At 49.0% G+C, this 18,783-nt stretch carries 26 protein-coding genes; 8 read left to right on the forward strand and 18 right to left on the reverse strand.

Going from position 1 to position 18,783, the window contains the following annotated elements; all coding sequences use genetic code 11:
- Positions 1-38: 38 nt before the first annotated feature.
- A complete protein-coding gene (locus AF331_RS07810; RefSeq protein WP_235576334.1) occupies positions 39-716 on the forward strand; it encodes a DUF421 domain-containing protein in 678 nt (225 codons plus the stop codon).
- On the opposite strand, the gene AF331_RS07815 is transcribed toward AF331_RS07810, so the two are convergent.
- From AF331_RS07815 to AF331_RS07850, 9 genes are all read right to left on the reverse strand, one after another.
- Positions 707-1,603: an MBL fold metallo-hydrolase gene (locus AF331_RS07815; RefSeq protein WP_053427517.1), complete on the reverse strand. Its 897-nt coding sequence runs from the start codon at positions 1,601-1,603 to the stop codon at positions 707-709. The genes AF331_RS07810 and AF331_RS07815 overlap by 10 nt on opposite strands.
- Positions 1,604-1,663: 60 nt before the next feature.
- Complete coding sequence (locus AF331_RS07820) at positions 1,664-1,906, reverse strand: hypothetical protein (protein WP_053427518.1); 243 nt, start codon at positions 1,904-1,906, stop codon at positions 1,664-1,666.
- Between the two features lie 120 nt (positions 1,907-2,026).
- Positions 2,027-2,290: a stage VI sporulation protein F gene (spoVIF, locus tag AF331_RS07825; RefSeq protein WP_048004293.1), complete on the reverse strand. Its 264-nt coding sequence runs from the start codon at positions 2,288-2,290 to the stop codon at positions 2,027-2,029.
- A gap of 127 nt (positions 2,291-2,417) precedes the next feature.
- On the reverse strand, positions 2,418-2,546 hold the full coding sequence (locus AF331_RS21805; RefSeq protein WP_079515832.1) for a YjcZ family sporulation protein: 129 nt from the start codon (positions 2,544-2,546) through the stop codon (positions 2,418-2,420).
- Between the two features lie 139 nt (positions 2,547-2,685).
- Positions 2,686-3,042 (reverse strand): stage V sporulation protein AE, encoded by a 357-nt coding sequence (gene spoVAE, locus AF331_RS07830; protein ID WP_048012985.1) that lies wholly within the window; start codon positions 3,040-3,042, stop codon positions 2,686-2,688.
- 15 nt (positions 3,043-3,057) lie between these two features.
- A complete protein-coding gene (gene spoVAD, locus AF331_RS07835) occupies positions 3,058-4,074 on the reverse strand; it encodes a stage V sporulation protein AD (RefSeq protein WP_053427519.1) in 1,017 nt (338 codons plus the stop codon).
- Positions 4,074-4,544, reverse strand: coding sequence for a stage V sporulation protein AC (spoVAC, locus tag AF331_RS07840; protein ID WP_053427520.1), 471 nt, complete (start codon positions 4,542-4,544; stop codon positions 4,074-4,076). The genes spoVAD and spoVAC overlap by 1 nt, the downstream gene beginning before the upstream one ends.
- A 12-nt stretch (positions 4,545-4,556) precedes the next feature.
- The gene (locus AF331_RS07845; RefSeq protein WP_235576335.1) at positions 4,557-5,018 is read right to left on the reverse strand and encodes a sporulation protein; all 462 of its coding nucleotides are present in this window, start codon (positions 5,016-5,018) and stop codon (positions 4,557-4,559) included.
- 267 nt (positions 5,019-5,285) lie between these two features.
- A complete protein-coding gene (locus tag AF331_RS07850; protein WP_053427521.1) occupies positions 5,286-5,642 on the reverse strand; it encodes a DUF1360 domain-containing protein in 357 nt (118 codons plus the stop codon).
- A 126-nt stretch (positions 5,643-5,768) separates the two neighbouring features.
- Here AF331_RS07850 and AF331_RS07855 point away from each other — a divergent pair, with 126 nt between their 5' ends.
- Positions 5,769-6,248 carry a CotY/CotZ family spore coat protein gene (locus AF331_RS07855; protein ID WP_048004299.1) on the forward strand — a complete coding sequence of 160 codons (480 nt, stop codon included), beginning with the start codon at positions 5,769-5,771 and terminating at the stop codon, positions 6,246-6,248.
- Positions 6,249-6,289: 41 nt separating this feature from the next.
- Here the strand turns inward: AF331_RS07855 and AF331_RS07860 are convergent, their stop codons facing one another.
- The 5 genes from AF331_RS07860 to mgtE all read right to left on the reverse strand — a co-directional run bounded on the left by AF331_RS07860 (position 6,290) and on the right by mgtE (position 11,650).
- Entirely contained in the window at positions 6,290-6,721 is a 432-nt protein-coding gene (locus AF331_RS07860) for a CotO family spore coat protein (RefSeq protein WP_053427522.1), read from the reverse strand.
- Between the two features lie 149 nt (positions 6,722-6,870).
- A complete protein-coding gene (gene fabI, locus AF331_RS07865; protein ID WP_053427523.1) occupies positions 6,871-7,647 on the reverse strand; it encodes an enoyl-ACP reductase FabI in 777 nt (258 codons plus the stop codon).
- Positions 7,648-7,821: 174 nt separating this feature from the next.
- A complete protein-coding gene (locus AF331_RS07870) occupies positions 7,822-8,310 on the reverse strand; it encodes a DinB family protein (protein ID WP_053427524.1) in 489 nt (162 codons plus the stop codon).
- Positions 8,311-8,419: 109 nt separating this feature from the next.
- The gene (locus tag AF331_RS07875) at positions 8,420-10,282 is read right to left on the reverse strand and encodes a monovalent cation:proton antiporter family protein (protein ID WP_053427525.1); all 1,863 of its coding nucleotides are present in this window, start codon (positions 10,280-10,282) and stop codon (positions 8,420-8,422) included.
- Positions 10,283-10,306: 24 nt separating this feature from the next.
- Positions 10,307-11,650, reverse strand: coding sequence for a magnesium transporter (mgtE, locus tag AF331_RS07880; RefSeq protein WP_048013149.1), 1,344 nt, complete (start codon positions 11,648-11,650; stop codon positions 10,307-10,309).
- Positions 11,651-11,894: 244 nt separating this feature from the next.
- Here mgtE and prpE point away from each other — a divergent pair, with 244 nt between their 5' ends.
- Complete coding sequence (gene prpE / locus AF331_RS07885; RefSeq protein WP_053427527.1) at positions 11,895-12,626, forward strand: bis(5'-nucleosyl)-tetraphosphatase PrpE; 732 nt, start codon at positions 11,895-11,897, stop codon at positions 12,624-12,626.
- 34 nt (positions 12,627-12,660) lie between these two features.
- Here prpE and AF331_RS07890 read toward each other — a convergent pair whose 3' ends face one another.
- Genes AF331_RS07890 through AF331_RS07905 form a run of 4 tightly spaced genes read right to left on the reverse strand, consistent with a single transcriptional unit; the run spans position 12,661 to position 15,449 of the window.
- Positions 12,661-13,551, reverse strand: coding sequence for an RluA family pseudouridine synthase (locus tag AF331_RS07890; protein WP_053427834.1), 891 nt, complete (start codon positions 13,549-13,551; stop codon positions 12,661-12,663).
- 13 nt (positions 13,552-13,564) lie between these two features.
- Positions 13,565-14,359, reverse strand: a complete 795-nt coding sequence (locus tag AF331_RS07895) for an NAD kinase (RefSeq protein WP_048004306.1) — start codon at positions 14,357-14,359, stop codon at positions 13,565-13,567.
- A gap of 13 nt (positions 14,360-14,372) precedes the next feature.
- The gene (locus AF331_RS07900; protein WP_048015489.1) at positions 14,373-15,020 is read right to left on the reverse strand and encodes a GTP pyrophosphokinase; all 648 of its coding nucleotides are present in this window, start codon (positions 15,018-15,020) and stop codon (positions 14,373-14,375) included.
- Positions 15,021-15,077: 57 nt separating this feature from the next.
- Positions 15,078-15,449: a UPF0738 family protein gene (locus tag AF331_RS07905; protein ID WP_053427528.1), complete on the reverse strand. Its 372-nt coding sequence runs from the start codon at positions 15,447-15,449 to the stop codon at positions 15,078-15,080.
- A gap of 131 nt (positions 15,450-15,580) precedes the next feature.
- Between AF331_RS07905 and AF331_RS07910 the strand changes: the two genes are divergently transcribed.
- From AF331_RS07910 to AF331_RS22735, 5 genes are all read left to right on the forward strand, one after another.
- Positions 15,581-16,180: a CYTH domain-containing protein gene (locus AF331_RS07910; RefSeq protein WP_053427529.1), complete on the forward strand. Its 600-nt coding sequence runs from the start codon at positions 15,581-15,583 to the stop codon at positions 16,178-16,180.
- Between the two features lie 59 nt (positions 16,181-16,239).
- Positions 16,240-16,854, forward strand: coding sequence for a lytic transglycosylase domain-containing protein (locus AF331_RS07915; RefSeq protein WP_053427530.1), 615 nt, complete (start codon positions 16,240-16,242; stop codon positions 16,852-16,854).
- Positions 16,855-17,016: 162 nt separating this feature from the next.
- On the forward strand, positions 17,017-17,418 hold the full coding sequence (locus tag AF331_RS07920; RefSeq protein WP_053427531.1) for a globin domain-containing protein: 402 nt from the start codon (positions 17,017-17,019) through the stop codon (positions 17,416-17,418).
- On the forward strand, positions 17,405-18,271 hold the full coding sequence (locus AF331_RS07925) for a ClpXP adapter SpxH family protein (protein ID WP_053427835.1): 867 nt from the start codon (positions 17,405-17,407) through the stop codon (positions 18,269-18,271). The genes AF331_RS07920 and AF331_RS07925 overlap by 14 nt, the downstream gene beginning before the upstream one ends.
- A 283-nt stretch (positions 18,272-18,554) precedes the next feature.
- Complete coding sequence (locus tag AF331_RS22735; RefSeq protein WP_162838954.1) at positions 18,555-18,728, forward strand: hypothetical protein; 174 nt, start codon at positions 18,555-18,557, stop codon at positions 18,726-18,728.
- The last annotated feature ends 55 nt before the right edge of the window (positions 18,729-18,783 follow it).

Raw genomic sequence — 18,783 nt, forward strand, 5'->3', positions numbered from 1 at the left:
CCATAATGGGGAGTAGCCTGTTGAAAGGGGGAATCCCATTGGAGTACACATCCATCGCTGTGGAATTGATTGTCGGTTACTTCGCGCTGCTCATTCTTACCAAAGTACTGGGTAAGACCCAGATCACGCAGATCTCGGCATTTGATTTCATCTCGGCCCTGATCCTCGGAGAGCTTGTCGGTAACTCCCTTTACGATGATAAGATCTCGGTGTTTCAAGTATTGACCGCTATCCTGATATGGGGCGCCCTGATTTTTGTGACTGAATTCTTCACCCAGAAATCCAGGAAATTCCGTCACCTGATGGAAGGCACACCGGATATCGTCATCAATAAGGGAATCATCAACTATAATGTCCTGAAGAAGAATCACCTGGATTTGAATCAGCTGCAGCATCTCTTACGGGCAAAGGATATTTTTTCAGTCAAAGAGTGTGAGTACGCCCTACTTGAATCCAACGGAACCCTCAGCGTCATCAAGAAACCGCTCTACGACCAAGTGCAGCGTCAGGACCTTTCCCTTCCACTGAAGAAAGCAACCTTGCCCCTGTCTCTGATCATGGATGGGGAAATCCTTTATGATAACTTGAAGATTGCAGGGGAAGATGACCAGTGGCTTCAGGCTGAGATCAACAGGCACGGGTTCACCTCGTCAGAAGATGTGCTCTTTGCTGAATGGACCGAGAATGAGCCGCTCTTCGTTCAGGGCTATGAGTGAAGGGCCACCACAAGTTCATTCTGGGTGACCGCCATGGTGATCCGTTCCCTTCTCTCGAGTGAAATCAGATAGGCCGTTATGCTTGTACGATACAGAAGCAGCTGGCCAAGCTGCCGGGATGAAACCCCCACTTCATTCAAGTACTCCTTGACGATTCCTTCAAAGGAGCACGATTGTTTGACCGCAATCAGTTCTTCCAACGCTTCCATATGCCGATGATGAAGGGCGATGTTTTCCTCTACCGTCTTTCTGAAATCTTCTTCATATATGCCGTGGCCGGGAATCGCCCCATGACAGGATTGTTCCAATATGTAGTGAAGTGTAGCCAGGGTCTGGTCGGCGTCTGTGATGAACGGAACGATATGCTTTGCCAGTGCCTCCTTGCCGAAGTAAGCATCGGAAGCATAGAGGACCCCTTCCACCAGCACGCCGATCTGCCCGTAGGAGTGCCCTGGAAGACTCAAGATGTCCAATTGGAACGGACCAAGCTGATAGGGACCTGCTTCGATTTCTTTATCGACAGAAATACCCTTGGCCTCAAGGAATTTATTCCGCAGGGAAACGGGAGGAAAAGCCCCGTTGAATAAGTAGATGGGTTCAAGGACGGGATTTTCCATGATTGCCTTTTCCAGGCGGGGAGCGACAATCGTCAAGTCCCTCTTATTCCTGATCCGATCGGCCCCTCCGTAATGGTCCGTATGGGCATGTGTGATGATGCAGTAATCAAGGGGAAGACCTTTTTCGTCGAGTATCCGCAGAACTTTGTTAGCGGCCGAGTCATCCAGACCCGTATCGATCAGCAGTCCCTTCCCTTCCTTCACCGAGTATCCAATGTTCACGGCCCCTGTGAAGGCATAGGTGTTTTCGCGTAATGAGATGAATTCCAATGTCCTCAGCTCCCACTATAATGTCAGATGCTTCCCCGTTTCCGAGGAGATGGCATCTCCTTAGACATATTCGTGAAAGTTGATCCCTTTTCCTGTTAGTCTTGCAATGGTCTTTTCAGGAACCTTCTCCTTGCCCTTTTCATTCCGATCATCTGGAGGTCCTCCTTCATACCCACCCATCCCTCTCGACAGGCCGGTGATGGCATGTACAGGGGTATAATGGTAAGGCTGCTCCGTGACCTTCAGCTCCCTCTCCTGATACTGCTTATACTGATAATGGGGAATCGGTGCAATATAGCCCATCGGATCCATCCTCCTTCGTTTTTAATGTATGTTACCCCGTACCCGATGACGTTAATCCTCCCAACAAAAAAAGGAGGCTCATATACCGGCCTCCCGATCGCAGGTCCCCACAAGGGCTGCTTATTTTTTATTCCCTTTATTCAACATGTTGGAAATGGTTCCGAAATCAAGTTGCTTCCCATCGTTTACGATGGATTTAACGATTTTATCTTCCATTTCTTTGTTTACAGGCTTATTGGCGATTTTAGAAACCCTTTTGATGACGCTGCGGACCGTTGCCTCATCCTTGAAATTTGCATTCTGCAGGGAGTTTGCCAGTTCAAATACCTCATTCATATCCACACCGGTCTTCTTCTCGAGGTTCTTGAAAAAATTATTGTTCATCTACTCACGCCTCCTTTAACTATAAGCATCATATGTAAAAAACCCAATAGCGTTCCTCGGATCAGACAGAAACCATAAAAAAGACAGGATCCCCAATAGCTCAAGGATACTGCCTTTCTACTCCTTTCTAGCAGAAACTGGCTCCGACGATGATCAAAAGAATGAACAAAACGACAATCAATACAAATGTAGAACCATATCCGCCAGTTCCACAGCCGTAATTGTAGCCGCATCCGTATCCTCCATATCCGTACATGCAAATATCACCTCGCTTTGCCCTATAATCCTTATTAACATATGTATCGGACAAGGCCTATGGTTGGGCTGAGGTGAAAATGGGTGAAGCCCTGAACGAAATCAAGCGATCAGATGGTGTCCATCTGACCGCTTGATCTTCATCCTTTCGGGTTGAATAAGAGGGCCCCGAGAAATCCGAATACAATGGCTGCCGATATTCCGGAGGATGTGACTTCGAACATCCCCGTCAGCACCCCGATGATCCCATGCTCCTGGGATTCTTGCATGGCCCCATTCACCAGGGAATTCCCAAAGCTCATGATGGGGATCGTGGCACCTGCTCCGGCAAAATCAATGAGGGGCTCATAAAGCCCCAATCCTGAAAGTACAGAACCCACCACCACAAGAAAACTCATGGCATATGCCGGAGGGAATTTCACCACGTCAAGCAGCAGCTGCCCTACAACACATATGAGTCCACCGACAACGAAGGCCCAAAAAAACATGGCTAACATAGGTACTCCCCTTTCTTAAGAATATTCAATGGATACGGCATGGGCGATACAAGGAATCGTTTCACCTTGTTGGAAGGTTAGCGGAGAAAGAAGAGCTCCCGTAGCAATCACGAGGATCCTTTTATACGTTCCTTGACGCATCTGGTTGAGGAGATGGCCGTATAGCACGGTGGCAGAACAGCCTGGACCGCTTGCCCCTGCCTGAACGGGTTGATCATCACCATAAATGAGCAATCCACAATCCTGGAACTGATCGGCCCCGATCCCGAGTCCTTTCTGCTGAAGAAGGTCCAGGGCCGTAAGCCGACCGATCTTCGCCAGGTCTCCCGTGACGATCAAGTCATAATAGGATGGGTCACGCTCAAGGTCCCTGAAGTGAGCCGTGATGGTATCCACTGCTGCCGGCGCCATCGCACCTCCCATATTGAAGGGATCGGATAGACCCATGTCGATGACCTTTCCGATTGTAGCGGAGGTTATCCTCGGTCCCGGTGCTGATCCGATTGCTTCATTGCCGAGGAGTGCATACCCCGCTCCCGTAACGGTCCACTGGGCCGTTGGAGGCTTTTGACCGCCGTATTCTGTTGGATATCTGAACTGTCTTTCCGTAGCCGAATTATGGCTCGAGGCTCCGGTTATGACGTGGCGTGCCCCATGGTAATTGACCATGAGTGCTGAAAGGGCGAGGCCTTCCATGGAGGTGGAACATGCCCCGAATAATCCGAAATAAGGGAGACCGATGGTCCTTGCGGCAAAGCTTGACGGTGTGATCTGATTGATCAGATCCCCGGTCAGGAAGAACTGGACGTCATTTTTAGTGATGGATTTCTTTTCAAGGGCGATGGATACAGCATCTTCGATCATGGTACGGTTTGCCTTTTCATACGTATCCGTCCCCATTCTCACGTCATCATAGAAACGATCGAAATCAGCGCTGAGACGGCCTTTCTTTTCAAACGGGCCCCCGACGACACCTGTGGAGAGGATTTTCGGTTTAAGGGGAAACACCCATGATTGTGAGCCTTTTAACATTAGATCACCCCTAACTGGATGAGGATTGTTTTGATGAGGGCCACGACGAATGCAGAGAAAACGCCGAATACGATGACCGATCCGGCAAGCTTGAACATATTTCCCCCTACCCCGAGTACGTACCCCTCGGTCTTATGTTCAATCGCTGCAGAAATCACCGAATTCCCGAAACCGGTGACGGGCACGGCGCTGCCGGCTCCTGCAAACTGACCAAGATGATCATACAGACCGAATCCGGTCAACAACATGGCAAGGAAGACCATGGTGGCAACGGTTGGATTTCCAGCCGTCTGTTCAGTAAAATTAAAAAAATAGATATACATATAGGTGAACGCCTGTCCGATCACGCAAATGAATCCCCCGACAAAAAATGCTTTCAGTACGTTCTTCATTAAAGGGCGTTTTGTTTCATACTTCTTCTCGATGGCTTCATACTGCTTTTGTTCAGGTGTCTTCGGTGTTTTAGCCACTTCCTAGCCCTCCTATGTCTTTTCCTTCTGAAGAGTGATGATGTCATTGAAGTGCTTCTCTGCCTCTTCGTTTCCGATATCGTTATTCTTAATTCTTTCTTTGAGCCTTACCGTTTCAAGGAAGATTTTATAGTCGCTTGAAAGAATGAAATCCTCATCGGGATACTTATCTTCAAGGTAGGCCTCCATGTCGTGCTGGATCCGTTTCATATGGAATCGCTGCAGGTGTTTCACTTTATAGACGACCAGGGTCTTTTCCTTCCCCTGGATCACAGCAACATCGTATAATTCCTTTTTCTTCGCCAATTCTTTTTTGATGGCATGGCCGAAGCTGTCGGTTTCCGGATTATCCACCAGTTCGATAGGAGATAGATCGGTGCGCTTCATCAATGCATTTTTACTGTCTTTCCCATCTTCCATGCTCTTGCAGCCAGTCAGCAGGAGGATGAACAGGATGATGATCATTCGAGTCATATAAACCGCCCTCCGTTTGGTTCGTTCTCACCCTTTATTTTTTACTGAAAAGCAATTATTTATGAATAGAAAAAGACTGCCCAAAGGAGCAGTCTTAGTTCTTTTTGATTTTCGATCCACATCCACAGCCTTTTTTCTTCGGAGTGGAATTGGTGGTGAGCGGTACATGTATAGGGGTTTTCTTCACTTCCCCGTCCTCCTTTCGTTCATTCCCACTCCCATTATATGCGCAAGATGCATTGCTTGTTTCCACTGTTTCCCTAATCCCTACTGTGATTTCCAATTTTGAATGGCCGATTCAAGAATGGCCCCGATCCCCGCCACCGCCATGATCGCGAGGAACGGCTGGAACACTGCAGGGTAAAAAATGAATCCCGCGTAGCAAAAAAACGCCATCCACATACCGGTACACCAATAGCACGATAACAATTCCCCGATAAAGCCCCTGATTCCCCCCTCTTTCGGAACCAGATACACTTCCTCCAAACCATTTTCATCTGCTTCTGTGATTTCGTTGAAAAAGGGACTTCTGATGAATTCAGTGATTTTATCGAATACAATGAGATGGGTAAGCCTGAAGACGGCTAATCCCATGATGATCAATTCCAGAACAGTTAGCTTCAAAAAGCGCCCACTCCTTCATTCAATTCTGCCTATTTTCCCCAAAAGGGGCTATTGTCCGTGACCCAAAACCCGTTCTGTCAATATGTTAGTAGTGTAATGAAAACAATTTAAGGAGGAAATTTTCTTATGGGTTGCGGAAAAAGAAAAGATGATATTCACGGTGCCAGTAAAGGATGCGTTTGTCTAGCCGTACGCGCCATTAAAGATATCCAAGATGCAGCTGATCAAGATTGCTTCGATTGTAAGAACGACTGCTTTCTTGAGCCGCTTGGGTCTTTGATCAGTCCTGTCGGAAATGCACCAAACACGCGTGTTTTCAAACTCTACAACAAAAAAGGAGACCTTTTCAAGGTGCATCCTAAACATCACTGCTGGAAAACACCATACTTCCGTGTCAAAAACGTATTCGACGATTGTTGTGCCACCCTTCAAGTATTGAAAAAGGTTCATGCTTCTGGAGCAGATGTTGATTCCGAGGATGAAATGATGGGTCTTCACAATAACTATTACTATGAGTTGACAGGGGATTGCATTACAGTTGATCTAGATTGCTTCTGCGCCATCCAATGCATCGATGATGTAAGAGTGGACGGAGTTTGTGACTGATTGACAGGGAAGGAGCCAGTCGGGTGACCGCCTGGCTCTTTTTATTTCAATCCGATGATCTGGATGTTCTTGACTGCCCTTTTTTCCAACACCACATCTTCCCCTTGGAAGGTCTTAATCGTCAGTGTAGTGGAATCCGATGATCGAAGCACCCCTCTGTAGGAGACATGTTCCGTCTGGAATGTACATGGGAACGGGGCCCTCCCCATGATGCTCGCTTCCAGGTAGCCGATCTTCCCTTCAAGATCCATCTCCCTGAATGGCTTCAGCGGCCGGAAATAGGACTCCGTCGTCAGCACCTCCCGTTGTTCCTCTATGACGGCCTCCACTGGCTCTTCCTTCACTTCTACGAGGGGTTTCGGCCTGTTCTCTGCCTTCTTGGCTGATCCTTTATAGGTATTCTGCATATTGCTGCCCACATCAATCATGCGGGGCTGCTGAATATATAACAGAGGCTTCTTTTCTTTTCTCACATTCATCCCTCCTTATGGTCTACTTTTATATGTATGCACACCCCTCCTATGTGTTTCTTCATGGCAAAATGCAAAAAAAGAACCTTCATCGCGGTGGACTCCAACAGGAGCCTTCCTTTGATGAAGGTTCTTTCTATCGATATCTGAATTTAACCCAGTACGTGATAACCTGAATCCACATGGAGATTTTCTCCGGTGATTCCCCTTGAGTAGTCGCTGAAGAGGAATACAGCCGCATCCCCTACTTCTTCCTGAGTCGTGTTGCGGCGTAAAGGTGCGCGCTCTTCAATTTCTCTCAGGATACTGTTGAAGTCACCCACTCCTTTAGCAGACAGGGTGCGGATCGGACCGGCAGAAATGGAATTGACGCGGATCCCATCTTTACCAAGGTCGCTTGCGAGATAGCGTACGCTTGCTTCAAGGGAAGCTTTCGCCACTCCCATGACGTTGTAGTTCTGCATGACCCTTTCTCCTCCAAGGTACGTCATGGCCACGATGCTTCCGCCTTCGGTCATGATCCCTTTTGCCGCCTTGCTGACAGCCGTCAGTGAGTAGGAGCTGATATTGTGGGCGAGAAGGAAACCGTCGCGGGTCGTATTCATATAGTCTCCGGCAAGCTCCTCTTTGTTCGCGAATGCGATGCAGTGAGCGAGGCCATGGATGACTCCGACTTCTTCCTTGATGGTTGCGAAGCACTTGTCGATATCTTCATCACTTGTCACATCACAAGGAAGGATCAGTGAATCTTCTCCGCCTTCGAGTGTGGAAGCCAGGTCCGTTACTCCCTTTTCAAAACGTTCACCAGCATATGTAAAGATCAATCGTGCTCCCGACTGGTGGAGCGAACGGGCAATCCCCCAGGCGATGCTGCGTTTATTCGCCACTCCCATGACGACGTATGTTTTTCCCTTTAATGAAAGAGTCATTGAATATCCTCCTGTTTAATACATGTTATTAGTACCTGATACTAATTCTACATGATAATCATCAAAATGAAAAGCCTTGTTCGCGATGTTTATCAGCTGACCCCTCCCACCATCGCATCCATACTTACGGGAGGGGGCTCATCATACGTTGCGCCCCCAAGAACCGGGATCCTTTCACGGTCGGGTGATCTGCTCTTTGATCCGGTGGGTTTGGCGGATATGCCGCTTCTCATGCCTGCCCAGCAGTTCGAATACCTGCTCAATGGGCATGATGCCGAAGCGGTGATGATCCATTGTTTTCTGCTCCAGCTCTTCTGATGTATAGGAAGATTCAAGGCGTTCCGTCAGCTGCCGAGAAGCATGAAGGGACTCGATAAGTTCGTCAAAGGTTCTGTGTTCGTCAGGCGGATCGATGGGAGCGATCATCTTATGTCCGGGATCATCGAATACTGTCAGGTCGACCTTTTCTCCCTTCTCCATGGTCTCAGTAGCAGAGCGCAGTGCGAGCTCCATGAAGCGTGTTTCCGCCCCGGCCAGATGCAGGACGACTTGCGCTATGCTCCACCCCCCACTTGCAGGCTTTTCATTCAGTTCATCTTCTCTTGCTTCATGGAAGCTGTCGATCAATTCATTGCGTATGGTCTTCACATTCTCTCTCCACATGGGAACACCTCCTATTGGTTATACGTTCATTCTAAACATAGTGTTATCCATTGTCTAATGAGATAAAAAAAGAACTTCCCAGCATATAGCATGGGAAGTTCCAATGTGTTCAGCAGTCTTCACAGAATTCCAATTCTCTCTTCAATTCATCCACATATTCCTTCGAACCGGTGACAATCAGGCGATCATTCATATGAAGCTCTGTATCACCGTGGGGAACGATGGAATCCTTACCCCTGAAAATCCTGACGAAAATGACATCCCCGGTGAACGGGAACTGCCTGAGGGACATGTCTTCGAACTGATGGTTCAGCATCCTGATTTCATACAAGGACGTTTCTTGATTGGTCAGGATATTCAGTACAGACGGTGATTCAATCAAGGCCCGGAGGAGTGCCTTCGTGGATAGGAAGACGGAATACACCTCGATCTCCTTCTCCCTCAGATCTTCATGAAGGTCTGCACTCTCGGCCCGGACGATTACCCGGTCCACACCTTTTGCTTTCGCTTCCACGGCTAATGAAGCATTGAGCGCTTCGTCTCCGGTGGAGATGACGAGGATATCCGAATCAAATATTCCAAGTGCTTCAATGGTCGAAGAATCATAATTCTCGATTTCATTGATGGTGAACAGCGAGTCTGCAATGGTCTGTTCCGATTTGTCCTGCCTCGTATGGTAAAGGACCGGTTCATACAGGGAGGATTGAAGCTCCCTCGATACCGGCATCGTCAGCTGATTGGCTCCAAGGAATGAAACCTTGAGCTTCTTCTCTGCCGCACTTTCTTTCGGAAATAGCTTCTTGAAGAAAATCGGCGTGATGATACAGGCAATGACGGCGACAAGGATCAATGTTCCACTCATCTGTGGAGTAATGATCTCAATTCGCTCAGCGATCTTAGCTGCCGCGATGACCAAGGATAGGGTCGAGGTCAGAAGGAACGCAGAAGCAAGGGTCGTCTTCGTATCATACCAATACTTCAGGAAGTACACCGGCACGACTTTCGAGATGAAGAAAGCAAGCAGCAGCAAAGGAATCAACAGAAGCATTTTCTTGTCGCTCAGGAGGGTCCAGAGGTCCAGTTCAACCCCGATCATGACGAAGAAGATCGGGATGAGGAATCCGTAGCCGAAAGAGTCCAGCTTATGGACCATTTCCTGATTGGGCGCAAGGAGTGAAACAAGCACTCCGGCAAGGAACGCCCCGAGGATATTCTCTGCCCCCACGGTTTCCGAGATGGCCACCAGGACGATGATGAGCGTGAATACCGCCCGTGTACCGATTTGAACGGTACCTGTCGATAGACTCCTGATGAACGGATTATTCTTCAGTCGTCTGGCAAGGAAGTAAAGCAGGATCCCCACACCGAAGAGGATGAGAAGGAGCCACATGCTTCCCTGGCCGTCCCCATATAGGGAGACGAATACGGCAAGCAGGATCATCGTCGCAAGATCGGCGATGACCGCTACCAGGAGGATGATCTGACCGATTGCCGTCTTCATGATATGGGCCTCTTTCAACGTCGGGACCACCACTCCCAAAGAGATGGTCGAGATGATGAGGGTCATGAGGAAAGCGTTATTGATTAAACCGAACCAAACGAACAGATAAGAGAGGCCAAGGGAGACCACGAAGATCCCCAGGAAAATGATCATGGCTACCCGGAGCCTGTTCGGCTCTTCCTTCCCGTTCGGCAGCAGGGCCTTTTTCTTCTTGCCTCCCGAGAAGGCGGTGAAGTCGATTTCCAATCCACTGAGAAACATCAGGAAAATGAACCCCAATGTAGAAAGCGTCTCAAGCCACATATCCTGGTGAACAATATCAAATCCACTTTTCCCGATGATCAATCCGACGATGATCTCTGCGATGACCACGGGGATGAAGTTGAGTTTGAACTTATGGAGCAGGATAGGTGTCAGAAACGCCACAAGGATCACAATGACTAGTGACGTAACAGATGCATGTTGTTCCATTCTAATTCTCCCCCTTGTCTATAGTTATAGTAGGTAGCTCATGAAGATGGTGGCGAGGCCGAAATAAATCAAAATCGAAATGATATCATTAATCGTAGTGATGAACGGCCCCGACGCAACCGCCGGATCGACTTTGAGCTTATGCATCACGAGCGGGACCAGGATCCCGGCAAGTGTGGCCACAAAGAGGGATATGAGCAGCGAAACCCCTATGACCAGTCCGAGGAAGAACTCACCCTTCCACACGTACACGATGATGCTGATACCGACACCGCATGTGGTACCCGTGATCAGACCGGTCCCTGCTTCACGCATGATAAGGGACCATCTGCTTTCTTTTTCAATATCTCCCGTTGCAATACCTCGAACCGCAACGGCGAGGGCCTGGGTGCCCGTATTACCGGACATCCCCGAAATGACCGGGATGAAGATGGCAAGGACCGGCACGACGGCAAGGGTATCCTCAAAGCGGCTGATGAGACTCGCGGTGAACATGCCAAGGAACAAAAGGGCAATGAGCCACGGCAGCCTTTTCTTGGCTGCACTGAACGGGTTCTGGTCGATGGAATCAAGATCCGAGATCCCTGCGAGCTTCGAATAGTCATCGGATGCCTCTTCTTCCATGACGTCCATGATGTCATCGACGGTGATGATACCGAGGAGGTGCTGCTGAAAATCTACAACAGGCAGGGCAAGGAAATCGTAATCCTTCATTTGTCTCGCTACTGCCTCTTGGTCTTCACTGACTCCTACAGACATGACACGTTCGCTCATGATCTCTGAGATCATCACGTCATCGTGACTGATGATAAGGTCGCGAAGGGAGATGACCCCTACTAGTTTTTTATCGTCGTCGATCACATAGATATAGTAGATGGTCTCGGCATTCGGTGCCTCGTTCTTCAAGATATACATGGCCGACCGCACCGTCTGATTCTTGCTGATGGCCACGAATTCCGTGGTCATGATACTACCGGCCGTGTATTCTTCATAATGCAGGAGTTCTTTGATCTCTTTCGCCGATTCATCATCCATGATGGTCAAATAGCTGACCACCTGTTCCTTATCCAGCTCATTCAATACATCGACCGCATCATCCGTATACATATGGGAGAGCATCTCAGCTGCATAAGAGGGATTCATTTCGGCAAGGATATCCTGATAATCTTCTTCTTCAATATCAAGACTTTCAAAAAGCTCTGCCATTTCTTCTGGGGATAGGTAGTGATAGAGGCGGGCCCTCAATCCTTCCTCCACCCGTGCAAAGAATGTCGCCTGGTCATACGAGTGCAGTTCAATGAACTCTGAACGGAAGAGATCCATATTCTCCTCTTCAAGCGCCCTGATCAGAAGTTCTTCATCAAACATTTCCCTATCATTCGGTTTATCTTTGTCTCTTTCCTGATCTTGTGTGATATCAGTCATTGAACACACCTTCTTCCTATCACATGTATCTTTATCGTTTTAATACTAGCAAATCCTTCAGTTCTTGTCGCCTTAAAAATGACATCCTTTTTCTTGAAGTCCTGCGGTCCGAGCGTATATGTGAAACACTGAACCATTAATATGGCATAATTTCAATAAAAAGAAAAGCGAAAAGGAGCTGTCTGACATGAAACTGGATATCATCGGGGATATACACGGATGTTTTGATGAATTGACCGCACTCATCGAAAAGCTTGGATACAGCTGGGATGACGGGATCCCTGTCCATCCCGGACGAAAGCTCGCCTTCATCGGGGATCTTACCGACAGGGGGCCGCGATCCTTCGATACGATCGAACTTGTGGCAGCACTATGCTCCCGGGGGAAAGCAAGGTATGTACCGGGGAATCACTGCGATAAACTGTACCGCTATTTCCTGGGCCATGATGTTCAAATCCGCCATGGACTTGAGACAACGGTAGCAGAGTGGGAATCCGCTTCTCCTTCGAAGCAGGCATCAATCAAGAAGCAGTTCCTCACCCTCTACGAACGTGCCCCTCTCTACGATGTGCTCGATGAAGGGAGATTGATCCTTGCCCACGCGGGGATCAAAGAGGAATGGATCGGGCGTAAAGATAAAAAAGTCAGGACCTTCGTTCTGTACGGAGACATCACCGGGGAACGGAATCCCGACGGGACCCCCGTCAGGAAGGACTGGGCCAGGGGCTACCACGGACATCCCTGGATCATTTATGGCCATACTCCCGTCCCTGAACCGAGACGGATTCATCATACGGTCAATATCGATACCGGTGCCGTCTTCGGAGGACGCCTCACCGCCTTCCGCTACCCGGAACTGGAAACGGTCAGTGTGCCATCCACCATGCCATCGTTCCCCTCTAGATTCACCCGATACTAAATAAGAGCGAGGGCCTCTAGGGCTCTCGCTCTTATTATAGACGTTGATCCACCAACCGACACATATCTTGAGGCAGGGGGCAGTGAAGGGTCAGCTCGCGCTGTTTCACCGGATGAAAGAAGGTAAGGCGGCTGCAATGGAGTGCCTGCCGCTTCATGCGATCAAGCGTACCTCCATAAAGATCATCCCCTTCCAGCGGGTGCCCGATATGGGAAAGGTGCACCCTGATCTGGTGGGTCCTCCCTGTCTCGAGCTGCAGTCTCAAATGGGCATAGGCTCCGAACTGCTTCACGACACGATATCGGGTTTTTGCATGGCGGCCGTCTTCCCGGACCATCCGTTCTATGATGCTGGTCTCTTTCCTCCCGATGGGAGCTTCGATGACCCCTTCTGCATCTGTAAACACCCCGTGAGCAATGGCTTCATACTCCCTGCTAACGTTCCCCTGCTTCTGACTCAGCGAGAAGAGATGATGAATATGCCGGTGCTTTGCCACCAGCACGATCCCAGACGTATCTTTATCAAGCCTTGTGACGATATGGACAGTGGATGCGACATCAGTTGCCATGTAATGAAACCTGATCGCATTTGCCAATGTCCCCCCTGCTTGATCGGTCGAAGGAATCGTCTTCATTCCAGCGGGTTTGTAAACCACCAGAACGTCCTCATCTTCATAAAGGACCTTCAAGGAAAGGGGCTCAGGGAGGATGGAGCTGTCTTCAACCGGGAAGACGACGCGGAGGCAGTCACCCGCGGTTAAGCGAAACCTTGCATCTTCCCGCTTTCCATTGACGCTAAGCTCCCCGCCTTCGAATTTGACCGCCGTCAAGGTGCGCTTGGAAATCTCATGATCCTTGAGGAAATCTTTCATGCGGCGTCCCTGGTCCTCTTCACCGATGACCCAATTCATTTCGTATCGTTTCATGATCCTTGATCCGTCAGTCCGACACAAAGGAGTCATGCACCCGTTTCCAGAACGGGAACGGCCTGAACCGGGCAAATCGGATCTTTTCATCGGCCACGCGATATTGAATGCTCTTCACATCTTTGTGAAGCAGGGATAAGTGATCGATCGTGACGAGGAAGTCAGGACCGTTCACCGGCTTCAGCATGCATGTATGATGGGCCGGGAGGATGAGCGGCGAACCGATCGTCCTGAAGACGCGATTGTTGATGGACGCCATTTCAGCAAACTGGATCGCAGGGATCGACGGGTGGATGATGGCGCCGCCAAGGGCTTTGTTATAGGCCGTACTTCCTGAAGGCGTGGAAAGGCAGAGACCGTCCCCGCGGAAGCGTTCAAAGTGCTGGCCGCGTATTTCCACATCCATGACAAGAGTTCCTTCTACGCTTTTGACGGTCGATTCATTGAGGGCAAGATACCTCGTTTCCTTTCCACCGTGCTGATAGCGGATGATCGTCTCGAGTAGAGGGTATTCAATGACTTGATAAGGAGTCTTCGCAATGGCGATGACAAGCTTTTCGATCTCCTCGGGCACCCAATCTGCGTAAAAACCCAAATGGCCGGTATGCACTCCGACGAAAGCCGTCTTATCAAGTCTTGAACGATAGCGGTGAAAGGCATAGAGGAGCGTGCCGTCACCACCGACGGAGATGACGATGTCGGGTTGGTCTTCATCATATGTAAGATTAAAATCTTGAAGATAGGTCCTCATTTTATGCATCAACGTGTTGGATTTGGAATCACCTTTTGACGTGATCGCGAACTTCATACTCATGCCCCTTTCAAGTCCCGCTGGGTCTCCCTCGCTGGTCCTTTTCCGTTTTGTTCGTAAAAATGACCTGTGCTTCCTGTATCTCTTCCCTGATGAGGCTCATCTCTTCATCAAGGCGGAAAGCAGCTTCTGCAGCACCTTGCAACCTATGTCTGATTTCTTCCGGGATCTGGCCACTATATTTATAATTCAATGAATGCTCGATCGTTGCCCAGAAGTTCATGGACAATGTCCTGATCTGGATTTCCGCCAGGATATTCACTTCCCCGTGGATGGTCTGCACGGGATAGTCGATGACGATGTGATAGGAGCGGTAGCCGCTCGGCTTCTTATGGGTCACATAGTCACGTTCCTCGATGATGGTGAAGTCCTTCCGTGCGCGGAGCTTTTCCACCACCACATGGATATCTTCAACGAACTGGCACATCATCCTCAGTCCGGCGATGTCCTGCATCTCCTGCTGGATCGCAGACAGCTTGATTCCTTTTTTGTTCGCTTTATCCAGGATGCTGGCAATCGGCTTCACCCTGCCCGTGACAAACTCAATGGGTGAATGGATGCTATATTTCTCATACTCACCACGCATCCCCTTCAGCTTAACCTTCAGTTCGTCAACAGCCTGTTTATACGGAGCTAAAAACTGTTCCCAATGGTTCATTCCATCACCTCCTGGTAAGGTCGGCTGTCAATGCCTTATTGAACGATGCTCATTTGATCAGTGGAAAAATACCGCTTCAACCTTAGCGACCATTTCATCACCGTAGTTTCCGTTCCCCTGAATATTCTCGACCAGGTACTGAAGCTCATCCTGGAACTGATGCAGCTCTAGGGTCCGTTCCGCTCCGCGCGCCATGACCGGCATGCCGCTATCCAGGACGTTCTTCAGTTCCTGCCAGATCGGTTCCTCCAAATATAAATACACATACTCTTCCGCATTTTCTGCTAGGTATACAAAAGCGAATCGATCAGAGTCTGCTATGATCTGACCGGCTGCCTGGACTCCTACCAGGAGATCGTCCTGTTCTGTGTGCAGGACCAGGACACCGTTTTCAACGCTTGTCTGGTGAAACTGGATTACTTTCCTCATTCAACACTCATTCCTTCCATAAAACAATCAGTATCATTCTACCACATTTCATGGATTCATCTAAACATTGAAGTTCCCCATTCGTCAATGAGATAATGAAGCAATGACCGACAGTAGAAAGGAAGACCCTCATGCCAAAAGAAATCGAAATCGAATTCAAGAACCTTCTTACACCCGAAGAGTTTGTTAAGCTCTCTTCTGCCTTCAATGTGAAAGAAGCGGATTTTCTGCACCAATCCAATCACTACTTCGATACCGAAGATTTCAAACTGAAGGAATCCCGTTCAGCCCTTAGGATCCGGTCCAAGAGCGGACACTATACGCTGACATTGAAGACCCCCCACGGGGAAGACCTACTCGAGACCAACCAGCCCCTAAGTGAGGAGAAAGCCGCTTCTCTTCTAAAGGATAGAAGATTCCCTGAGGGTGAAGTACGGGATACTATCCTCGGGCTGAATATCGATCCAGCCACCCTGCACCACTTCGGGACGCTGAATACAAAACGCTCCGAGCAACGATTCAAAGGTGGGCTCCTGGTTCTGGATCAGAGTGAGTACCTGGATAAAGAAGATTATGAACTGGAATATGAAGCAGCGGACAGGACCGAAGGAGAAGCCACCTTCCTCGAGCTTCTCGAGACGTTCCAGATCCCGGTTCGACAGACCAAGAACAAAGTCAGGCGCTTTTATGATGAATTGAAGAAAAAGCAGAAGGAAAATCCTTCACAGTAGAGGAATCTAACCGATAGTAACTGTATACGCCTACTAATCAGAGCAAGGAGATCCGACACATGAACATCCAACAAGTAAAAGCGATGATGGAGCTTCAGGCACTCGGTAACCTCGGGTCCATCGCCTCATCATCAAGCGAAGGCACGAATGTGTTCCAAACCGTGCTCGATCGTGCTCTTCAGACTACCGGCACCGACACATTGGGGAGTGTACAGAACCTCCTCAACACCATGCCCCATCACGCATCTTCTCCGACGCTTGCCCTCTCTCAGGAGAATGATGCAAGCAAGTCGCAAGAAACAGGCATCGACTCCATCATCTCCAGGGCTGCCGAACGCTACGGCATACCTGCCAAGCTGATCCACTCTGTGGTGAAACAGGAGTCGGGTTATGACCCTTCCGCCACCAGTCACGCAGGTGCTGCAGGATTGATGCAGCTCATGCCCGGTACAGCCCGAGGACTCGGGGTCACTGACGTCTTTGATCCTGAACAGAACGTCTTTGCCGGCTCTAAGTACCTGAAACAGATGCTGGTGAAATATGACGGGGACATGAAGCTTGCCTTGGCGGCTTACAATGCTGGGCCCGGGAATGTAGATAAGTACAGCGGAGTGCCTCCTTTCCAGGAAACTCAGAACTATGTGAGAAAAATCATGGATTCTTATTACGCATGAGCCGGCCATCGAGGCCGGCTTCTTTTTTATTTCCCCGCCCCCCTTTCATACGTTTCCCCCATCGAGGTCACACTATGGTTGAAGGGCAAGCCGATTTGTTTGTACTAACACGGCAGGCTTGCTAGAATGAACTTACAAACTTAGTAAAAAGGAGTCATTCTTATGGTCGAGAAACCTAACATGCCCTATAATCTAATCGGCGAAAAGAAACTCTCCATGCTCGTAGAAGCGTTTTATCATAGAGTAGCCCGCCATCCGGAGCTGTCCAACCTGTTCCCGGATGATTTGACCGAAACAGCACGGAAACAAAAACAATTCCTGACACAATACCTGGGGGGGCCGCCGATCTACACGGAAGAACATGGGCATCCCATGCTCCGTGCGAGACATCTTCCCTTCCCGATTACCGAGTCACGTGCCAAGGCATGGCTCGGCTGCATGCATGAAGCAATGGACGACGTACAATTAGAGGGTCCTGTACGCGAAGATTTCTTCCATCGCCTTGCACTCACCGCGCACCATATGGTGAATACCGATGAACGGGAGCAGAATGACATTGACTAGCGTGAACTGGCATCCGTTGAAGGGATGCAGCGCCGATAAGAAGCCTCTGGAGATCTATATGTTCGTCGACCCTCTTTGTCCGGAATGCTGGGCCTTGGAACCCATCATGAAAAAGCTTCATATCGAATACGGTCAATACTTCCGCATCCGCTACATCCTGAGTGGTCAGCTGTCCTCGCTGAATATCGCAACGAGAAAGAAACAAGCGGATCTCGCCCAGCACTGGGATAAGACCGCCAGCCGTTCGGGCATGTCCTGCGACGGCAGCCTTTGGAAAGAAAATCCCATCGATTCGCCTTATGTGGTATCATTCGCCATCAAGGCAGCCGAACTACAGGGGAAACATCAGGGCATCCGATTCCTTCGTTGTCTTCAGGAGCGATTATTCCTTGAAAAAAGGGATGTATCCTCCATTGATGTATTAAAGGAATGCGCCACTGCTGCCAAGCTGGACCTGAACGAATTCATGAACGATATCCACTCTGATTCTGCTGCGAAGGCGTTCAAGTGTGATGTTAAGATCACATCCGAGATGGAAGTCGAAGAGATCCCTACCCTTGTTTTCTTCAATGAAAACATTGAAGACGAAGGTTTGAAGATCGCAGGTATGTATCCTTATGACGTCTACGTACACATCATTGAAGAAATGCTTGCAGAGAAACCGGAAAAACAGACGCTCCCATCACTGGATGTATTCATGAAGCACTATCGCCTGGTCGGTACGATGGAAATTGCCGTGGTATACGATTTATCGGTTGAGGAAGTAGAGAAAGAAATGAAAAAGTGGGCCCTTCAGCAGAAGGTGAAGAAGATCCCCGCAAAACACGGGACATTTTGGAGATATATCGGGTAATTAATTATCCCGATATAATATTAATTGCACAAATGGAAAAGCCGATGTTGTCGCCAACATCGGCTTTTCAAATACGAACAAAGGGGATGGGAGAAATTTTTCACGGTCAAACAAAGGGGTATATGTTTGCTTGTGATCAACTTCACACTGATAATATACCATGAGCCGGCTGCCTATGACAAGAGTTTGTATGGTATTTCACAATATTGTCATATTCCATTGAATGAGAATTCACCTTGGCACATATACATAGTAAAAAACGGCTTCCAAAGGAGATGTGCTCATGGCGAAACAGGTGATCCTCCTCATACTCATCGGAATCAGTTTCATCCTCAATCTATTCGGTCTCATGAAGCTGATCCCACTTTATGTCACATCCCCGATTCTTTTCGTATGCGTGCTGATCTTCATCCATTCCCTCTTAACGCGCCATCGATTCAAAGGTTTTCAACGCTGATTTCTGCCGCCCGAAAGCAAAGACGCCCGCTAGTGATTCAGCGGGCGTCTTTTTA

It is taken from the genome of Rossellomorea marisflavi (assembly GCF_001274775.1).
Classification (GTDB): Bacteria; Bacillota; Bacilli; order Bacillales; family Bacillaceae_B; genus Rossellomorea; species Rossellomorea marisflavi.

Bases quoted from the DNA above. Each gene is read 5' to 3' on its own strand.
- AF331_RS07820 (WP_053427518.1), bottom strand. From the start codon at position 1,906: ATGGGCTATATTGCACCGATTCCCCATTATCAGTATAAGCAGTATCAG.
- spoVIF (WP_048004293.1), bottom strand. From the start codon at position 2,290: ATGAACAATAATTTTTTCAAGAACCTCGAGAAGAAGACCGGTGTGGAT.
- AF331_RS21805 (WP_079515832.1), bottom strand. From the start codon at position 2,546: ATGTACGGATATGGAGGATACGGATGCGGCTACAATTACGGCTGTGGA.
- spoVAE (WP_048012985.1), bottom strand. From the start codon at position 3,042: ATGTTAGCCATGTTTTTTTGGGCCTTCGTTGTCGGTGGACTCATATGT.
- spoVAD (WP_053427519.1), bottom strand. From the start codon at position 4,074: ATGTTAAAAGGCTCACAATCATGGGTGTTTCCCCTTAAACCGAAAATC.
- AF331_RS07845 (WP_235576335.1), bottom strand. From the start codon at position 5,018: ATGACTCGAATGATCATCATCCTGTTCATCCTCCTGCTGACTGGCTGC.
- AF331_RS07855 (WP_048004299.1), top strand. From the start codon at position 5,769: ATGGGTTGCGGAAAAAGAAAAGATGATATTCACGGTGCCAGTAAAGGA.
- fabI (WP_053427523.1), bottom strand. From the start codon at position 7,647: ATGACTCTTTCATTAAAGGGAAAAACATACGTCGTCATGGGAGTGGCG.
- AF331_RS07870 (WP_053427524.1), bottom strand. From the start codon at position 8,310: ATGTGGAGAGAGAATGTGAAGACCATACGCAATGAATTGATCGACAGC.
- AF331_RS07875 (WP_053427525.1), bottom strand. From the start codon at position 10,282: ATGGAACAACATGCATCTGTTACGTCACTAGTCATTGTGATCCTTGTG.
- mgtE (WP_048013149.1), bottom strand. From the start codon at position 11,650: ATGTTTGATGAAGAACTTCTGATCAGGGCGCTTGAAGAGGAGAATATG.
- prpE (WP_053427527.1), top strand. From the start codon at position 11,895: ATGAAACTGGATATCATCGGGGATATACACGGATGTTTTGATGAATTG.
- AF331_RS07890 (WP_053427834.1), bottom strand. From the start codon at position 13,551: ATGAAACGATACGAAATGAATTGGGTCATCGGTGAAGAGGACCAGGGA.
- AF331_RS07895 (WP_048004306.1), bottom strand. From the start codon at position 14,359: ATGAAGTTCGCGATCACGTCAAAAGGTGATTCCAAATCCAACACGTTG.
- AF331_RS07900 (WP_048015489.1), bottom strand. From the start codon at position 15,020: ATGAACCATTGGGAACAGTTTTTAGCTCCGTATAAACAGGCTGTTGAC.
- AF331_RS07905 (WP_053427528.1), bottom strand. From the start codon at position 15,449: ATGAGGAAAGTAATCCAGTTTCACCAGACAAGCGTTGAAAACGGTGTC.
- AF331_RS07910 (WP_053427529.1), top strand. From the start codon at position 15,581: ATGCCAAAAGAAATCGAAATCGAATTCAAGAACCTTCTTACACCCGAA.
- AF331_RS07915 (WP_053427530.1), top strand. From the start codon at position 16,240: ATGAACATCCAACAAGTAAAAGCGATGATGGAGCTTCAGGCACTCGGT.
- AF331_RS07920 (WP_053427531.1), top strand. From the start codon at position 17,017: ATGGTCGAGAAACCTAACATGCCCTATAATCTAATCGGCGAAAAGAAA.
- AF331_RS07925 (WP_053427835.1), top strand. From the start codon at position 17,405: ATGACATTGACTAGCGTGAACTGGCATCCGTTGAAGGGATGCAGCGCC.
- AF331_RS22735 (WP_162838954.1), top strand. From the start codon at position 18,555: ATGGCGAAACAGGTGATCCTCCTCATACTCATCGGAATCAGTTTCATC.